Source organism: Flavobacterium piscinae, assembly GCF_004122145.1.
In the GTDB taxonomy this organism is placed as follows: Bacteria; Bacteroidota; Bacteroidia; order Flavobacteriales; family Flavobacteriaceae; genus Flavobacterium; species Flavobacterium piscinae.
The window spans coordinates 274352-281023 of record NZ_SBKQ01000004.1; the positions used below are offsets into that span (position 1 = coordinate 274352).

Genomic DNA, 6672 nt, shown 5'->3' on the forward strand with positions numbered 1-6672 from the left:
GGCCAAATTGTATAAATAAAAAAAACAAAATTGTTGAATTATTTAGTTAAAAATTAAAATAATGTTACATAATTCTTAATTTTTGTTAAATTTGGCTCTCTAAACCTACAAAAAAAAATTACAAAACAATCTAAACTTTCATTTTATGAAAAGAATTACATTACTTTTACTGTTGTTTATCATGACAGGAACGGTTGCGTATTCTCAGGTTCCTCAAGACTTTGAGGGTGGAATACCGACCGGCTGGGCAAGATACAACAATGCATTCGGTTCTAACCAATGGACTACCGTAAACACCGTTGCAACACCTCCAATTGTTTGTGAAGGAACCATTTCAGCTTTTGTGAATGGAACTGAAAATATTGGAGCAGGAAATACTTCCGAAAAATGGTTGGTCTCTACAGAAGTTACGGTTCCGGATAATGGACAGCTTGTATTTTCAACTCGCTCAACAATCAATGGGTTTCAAAACACAACCTATCAGATTCGGGTTTCAACCGTTGACCAATTTAGTGGATTCCAAATTGTTGCATCATGGACTGAGGCTGAATTAACAGAAGTTTTTAATATTTGTGAAGAAAAAACAGTAGATCTTACCGGGTTTCAAGGGCAAAATATTTACATAGCGTTTGTGTTGAGCGTTACACAACCCACAGCGGCTCCAACCGGAGACAGATGGATTGTGGATGATGTTCGTGTGGTTGAAAGATGTTTAAATCCCGAAAACATTCAAGTAGGAATGATTAGCCAAGTTGGTGCTACTATCACTTGGGATAACCCAAGTGGTGCTCAACTTTTTGAAGTAGAAATTGTAGAGTTTCCAAATACTCCTACCGGAGTTGGTGTTCAAGTAGGACCGGGGACTTCCTATTCGCCAACAAATTTAAACCCTACTACTCAATATGAAGTATATGTCAGAGCAATCTGTTCTGAAAGTAGCAGTGAATGGGTTGGACCGGCGAATTTTACTACATCCTCACCGGGTTTAACCTGTGATTCCGCTATTCCAATTGACAGTGGTTTACCTTATTCTACTACTGATAATACCTCAAATTATTCAGATGATATCGACGGAACCCCTGGTTCATCAGGTTGTGGAGCAGCAGGTAATTTCTTAAATGGAAATAATGTATATTACAGTTACACCGCAGATTTTGATGGTGTGGTTAATGTAACGATGACGCCAACCGGAAACAACTCAGGTTTGTTTATTTACAACAGTTGTGCTAACGTTGGAGTAAGTTGTATTGCAGGTGTAGCAAATAATGCAGGGACGCCAAGAGTTATTGACTTGCCTGTAGTTTCAGGACAAACTTATTATATAGTTATTTCAACTAGCGGTACCCCAGCCACTATTCCTTACACGCTGGCATTACAAGTAGTTAATTGTCCACCTCCTACCAATTTAGGTGCTGTTGGCGGGCAAACAAGTGCTGTTTTAAATTGGGACGCAAACGGAGCAACCTCTTGGGAGTATGTAGTTCAAACTGCTGGATCTACTGTACCTGTAGGTGCTGGAGTTCAAACGAATAGTTTTGAAAACGTAAACGTAACAACATTGTTTGACAGTACACCGCTTGTAGCTTCTTCTCAATACCAATATTGGGTGAGAAGAGATTGTGGCGATGGTTCTTTCAGTGCATGGGCAGGACCGTTTTTATTTAATACGACAATCTGTGAACCTAATGAGCAGTGTTTGTATACATTCCGAATGAGTGATAGTTTTGGTGACGGATGGAATGGAGCAAGAATGGAAATAAGACAAAACGGAATAGTCATTGCCACTATCGGAGAGACATTCACCGGAGGTAATGGTCCTGTGGATGTTACGGTTTCACTTTGTACTGGCGTACCTTTTGAATTATTTTGGACAGTTGGTGGAGGTTTCCCCGGAGAGGTTCGTATTCAAGTAATTAATCCATTTGACCAAGTACTGTACAACATGAATACTGCTTCGGCAGGTTTAGTAAATACTGAATTGTATAGCGGTTTAGTTGATTGTGATTTTCCGGCGTGTTTACCTCCTGATGGGGTTACCGTTGATAATATAAGTGATGTTTCTGCTGAGGTTTCATGGACACCAATACCCGGGATTACTCAATACGAAGTGATTGTTCTACTAAATGGAGACCCTGCGCCTGGTGCTACCAGTACAGGTACAATTACCTCGGATAATCCCTTTTTAATTGAGGGATTAACAGGAGCTACTATATATAATGTATATGTAAGAGCAATATGTTCTACACCTACACCAAGTAACTGGACACCGGTTACTGTATTTAATACAACCGTTTGTCCTATAGAAGATCAGTGTGAATATACGTTTAGAATGACGGATAGTTTTGGAGATGGATGGAATGGTGCCAGAATGCAAATTAGACAAAACGGAATTGTAGTAGCTACAATTGGTGCAACTTTTACAGGAGGTGCTGGTCCAGTTGATGTAGTTGTTCCTTTATGTGATGGATTACCATTTGATTTATTCTGGAGTGTTGGGGGTACTTTTGCCGGAGAAGTTAGAATAGAAGTAATCAACAATTTTGACCAAACTGTGTACAACATGAACGTAGCATCTGCTGGTTTGGTTGGTACAGTATTGTATGAAGATAATTTAGTACAATGTGGTATTCCGGAGTGTTTACCTCCAACTGGTATTACTTTTGATAACATTGGTGATTCTTCTGCAGAAGTATCTTGGACACCGATTCCAGGTGTTACGGAATACGAGGTTATTGTGTTGCCAAATGGTTCTCCCGCTCCGGATGCCGGAAGTACAGGAACGGTTACAACGGATAATCCTTTTTTAATTGAAGGATTAACCGGAGCAACAATTTATAATGTTTATGTAAGAGCGATATGTGATGGAAACCCAAGCAACTGGACTCCTGTAGCAGTGTTTAACACAACAATCTGTCCTTTAGAGGAACAATGTAATTACATTTTCAGAATGCGTGATAGTTTTGGCGACGGATGGAACGGAGCTAGAATGCAAATCAGACAAAACGGAATTGTAGTAGCAACTATAGGTGCCACTTTTACAGGTGGAGCAGGGCCAATTGATGTGGTCGTGCCATTGTGTAATGGTATTCCATTTGAATTATTTTGGAGCGTAGGAGGTACTTTTGCCGGTGAGGTTCGTATAGAAGTTATCAATCCATTTGATCAAACTCTATACAATATGAATGTGGCATCAGCAGGATTAGTTAACACAGTTTTATATACCGCGATGGTAGATTGTGATAATCCGGCGTGTTTACCACCAAATAATATTGTTGTAGCGAATGTTGGTCAAGAAAATGCAGAAGTAAGTTGGGATGCTATTCCAGGCTTTGACAACTATGAAGTAATTGTGGTTCCGGCAGGTTCACCCGCTCCTGCAGATACTGATACCGGAACTGTTACTACAGATAATCCGTTTTTAATTGAAGGCCTAACTCCTTCATCTAGTTATACAGTATATGTAAGAACCATTTGTAGCGAGACAAGTATTAGTCCTTGGACTACATCACCAGCCACTTTTATTACAACTCAAATTCCGGCAGAATTAGATTATGCTGAAGGGTTTGAAGGGACACATGGTTGGTCGTTTGTAAACGGAGCATCTGTTAACAGATGGACAGTGGGTACAGCTACCAATAACGGCGGCACTCAAGCAATGTACATTTCTAATGATACTGGAGTTTCGAATACCTATACTACGGGTGGTTCTGCTACTACTGTTCATGCTTACAGAGATATTGAAATTCCAAATGCTGTAAATGAGGGTACGCTTTCGTTTGATTGGAGAGCACTTGGAGAGTCCACATTTGATTATTTTAGAGTTTGGATTGTTCCAACTTCTTTCAACCCAACGCAAGGAACTCAAATTACTGCGGCGGCAAGTGGAGGTGTTCAATTGGGAGCCAACTTTAATCAAAATGGAAATTACACGACTCAGACATATATATTGTCTCTTGCTCCTTATGCAGGAACTACAATTCGATTGGTTTTTGAATGGAGAAATGACGGAAGCGGGGGAACACAACCACCGGCAGCAATTGATAATATTAATTTAAGCCTTGTAACTTGTCCTTCTCCGATTGATTTATTACCGCAAACAGAGATTGGATCATTTTCTGTAGATTTAACTTGGACACCGGTTGGAACTGAGACACAATGGGAAGTATTCATACAACCATTAGGAGCAGGAGCACCAGGGCCTGGTACAGTTGGTATTATTGTTGACCAACCAAATTATACTTTTATAGCGGCAGAAGATGAATTTTATGAGTTTTATGTGAGAGCAATTTGTAGTGAAGATGATTTAAGTTTTTGGGCTGGTCCTGAACAATTTTCAATCTTTATCCCACCAGGATGTGCCTCTGTTGATGTAGTTGGTGTTGGTGTAGATATAGTAGATGGTTCTGTGGTAGTTTGTCCGGATTCTGACATTGAAGAAATTAACCTTTCAGCATCATTCTATGGAATTGCTTCTACAACTTCTTATGCCGTAGAGTCTATCGAATATGCACCACCATTCCCTTTTGTGGGAGGAATACAGACTTCCGTTGAGACGGATGACGTTTGGTCGGATGCCATTGATTTGCCATTCAACTTCTGTTTCTTTGGGCAATCGTTTACGCAAGCTAAAGTTGGTTCTAATGGTGTTGTTCAGTTTGGAAACGGAATGGCTGATGGAGGATTTTGCCCATGGTCGTATACCCAAAATGTACCAGATCCTACCTTCCCAATTTTAAATGCTATTTATGGGGTTTACCAAGATATTGACCCTTCGGTTGAAAATGCATTTGCCATTCCAAATATTAATTACCAAGTTTTAGGTACCTATCCTTGTAGAGCTTTGGTTGTTAATTTTTCTCAAGTTGCTCAGTTCAGTGGCGGTTGTAATAATAACCCGACTATTGGAGCTCAAACAACTCAAATTGTAATTTATGAAATTTCAAATATTATTGAAGTGTATGTACAAAGAAGAGAACCTTGTACTGCTTGGAATGGAGGTAGAGGTGTAATTGGAATTCAAAATGCAACAGGAACAGATGGCTATACTCCTCCGGGACGTAACACAGGTACTTGGTCTGCAATTGATGAAGCGTGGAGATTTTTACCAAATGGTGAGTCAGATGTAGATTTCCAATGGTTAATGAATGGTGAGCTATACAGTGATCAAGAAGATATTTCAATTGTTTTAACACCTGAACAACAACTTGAATTAGAAACCAATTTGTCTTTAACTCTTGAAATGCAAGCTGTTGCAACTTATGCAACGTGTACTCCAGGCGAAGAGGTTACTACTTCTAAAACAGTTGATATTGTATATATTATTGAATTCCCTAGCAATGATCCTATCGATTTAGAATCATGTAGTGCAACTAGTACAGCTATTTTTGATTTAACTCAAAATAATGAAGTTGTATTGGGAACTTTTGATCCAGCATTATTCTTATTTACTTATTATTTATCAGAAGAAGATGCTCAAGTTCCACAAAACCCTATTGAAAACCCAGAAGCTTTTGAAGGTACAGAGGGTCAACAAATTTGGGTTCGAGTTTCCGATTTAACGAATACTTGTTCTCTAGTTAAATCCTTCTTCTTAACTTTTGGTGATGATATTGTTACTCCAATTGTTGAGTTTGAATATGATCCGGCAGTCATTTGTGTATCAAGTACGAGTGGTCTTTTGTTGCCAACATTAGCAACTGACTTTAATACCGGAGGAGAATTTACTTCAACCACTGGCTTAGTAATTGATCCAACAACCGGAGAAATTAATCTGGGAACTAGTACTGCAGGTATATATGAAGTCGTATATACACTAGAGCCTCAAGGTTGTACTGATGGCGGTTCGTTTACTTTCACAGTAGAATTAGTAAATGCCGTTACACCTATTACAGAATTTAATTATGACGAAGCAGAATATTGTAAATCCGGACCAAATCCGGTTCTTACTCCTGCTGTAGACTTTGATACAACAGGTACTTTTACGACTACTCCTGAAGGGTTAACTATCGATGCTTCTACCGGAGCAATTGATTTGTCAACCAGTACGGCTGGTATTTATGAGATTACTTATTTAGTAACATCAAATACTGGTGTTTGTGAAATAAACGAAAGTCATACAGTAACACTTACTGTTATTGAAGTTATTGAGCCTGTTTTTGACTCAATTACAACAACTTACTGTATTGGTGCAACACCAGATGAATTACCAATACCAACGAATGGCATAACGGGTATATGGGAACCTGCAACCATTGATACATCAGTTGCTGTTGTTGATGCGGAATATACATTTACTCCAGATGCAGGACAATGTGCAAGTGTTGTTACATGGTTAATTACCGTAACAGAAGAAGTGATTCCAACATTTGATCCTATTGTAACAGCTTATTGTCTTAATGCAACACCGGATGCTTTACCAACAGCAACAAACGGTATTACAGGAACATGGAGTCCTGCAACTATTGATACTTCTGCAGCAGTTACAGATGCAGAATATGTGTTTACTCCTGATGCAGGACAATGTGCTACTACAGTTACTCTGTTAATCACCGTATCCTCAGAGATTTTACCAACTTTTGATCCGATATCAGTTTGTCAAGGTTCGGAATCACCGTTATTACCGACGACTTCATTGGAGGGAGTAACGGGAACATGGAGTGGGACAATTGACAC

1 protein-coding gene is annotated in these 6672 nt (G+C 39.2%); it reads left to right on the top strand.

Features of this window, described 5'->3' with window-relative positions:
- Positions 1-145 precede the first annotated feature (145 nt).
- Positions 146-6672, top strand: a 6527-nt coding sequence (locus EQG68_RS05540) for a fibronectin type III domain-containing protein (RefSeq protein WP_164975393.1), incomplete at its 3' end; no start/stop codon positions are given.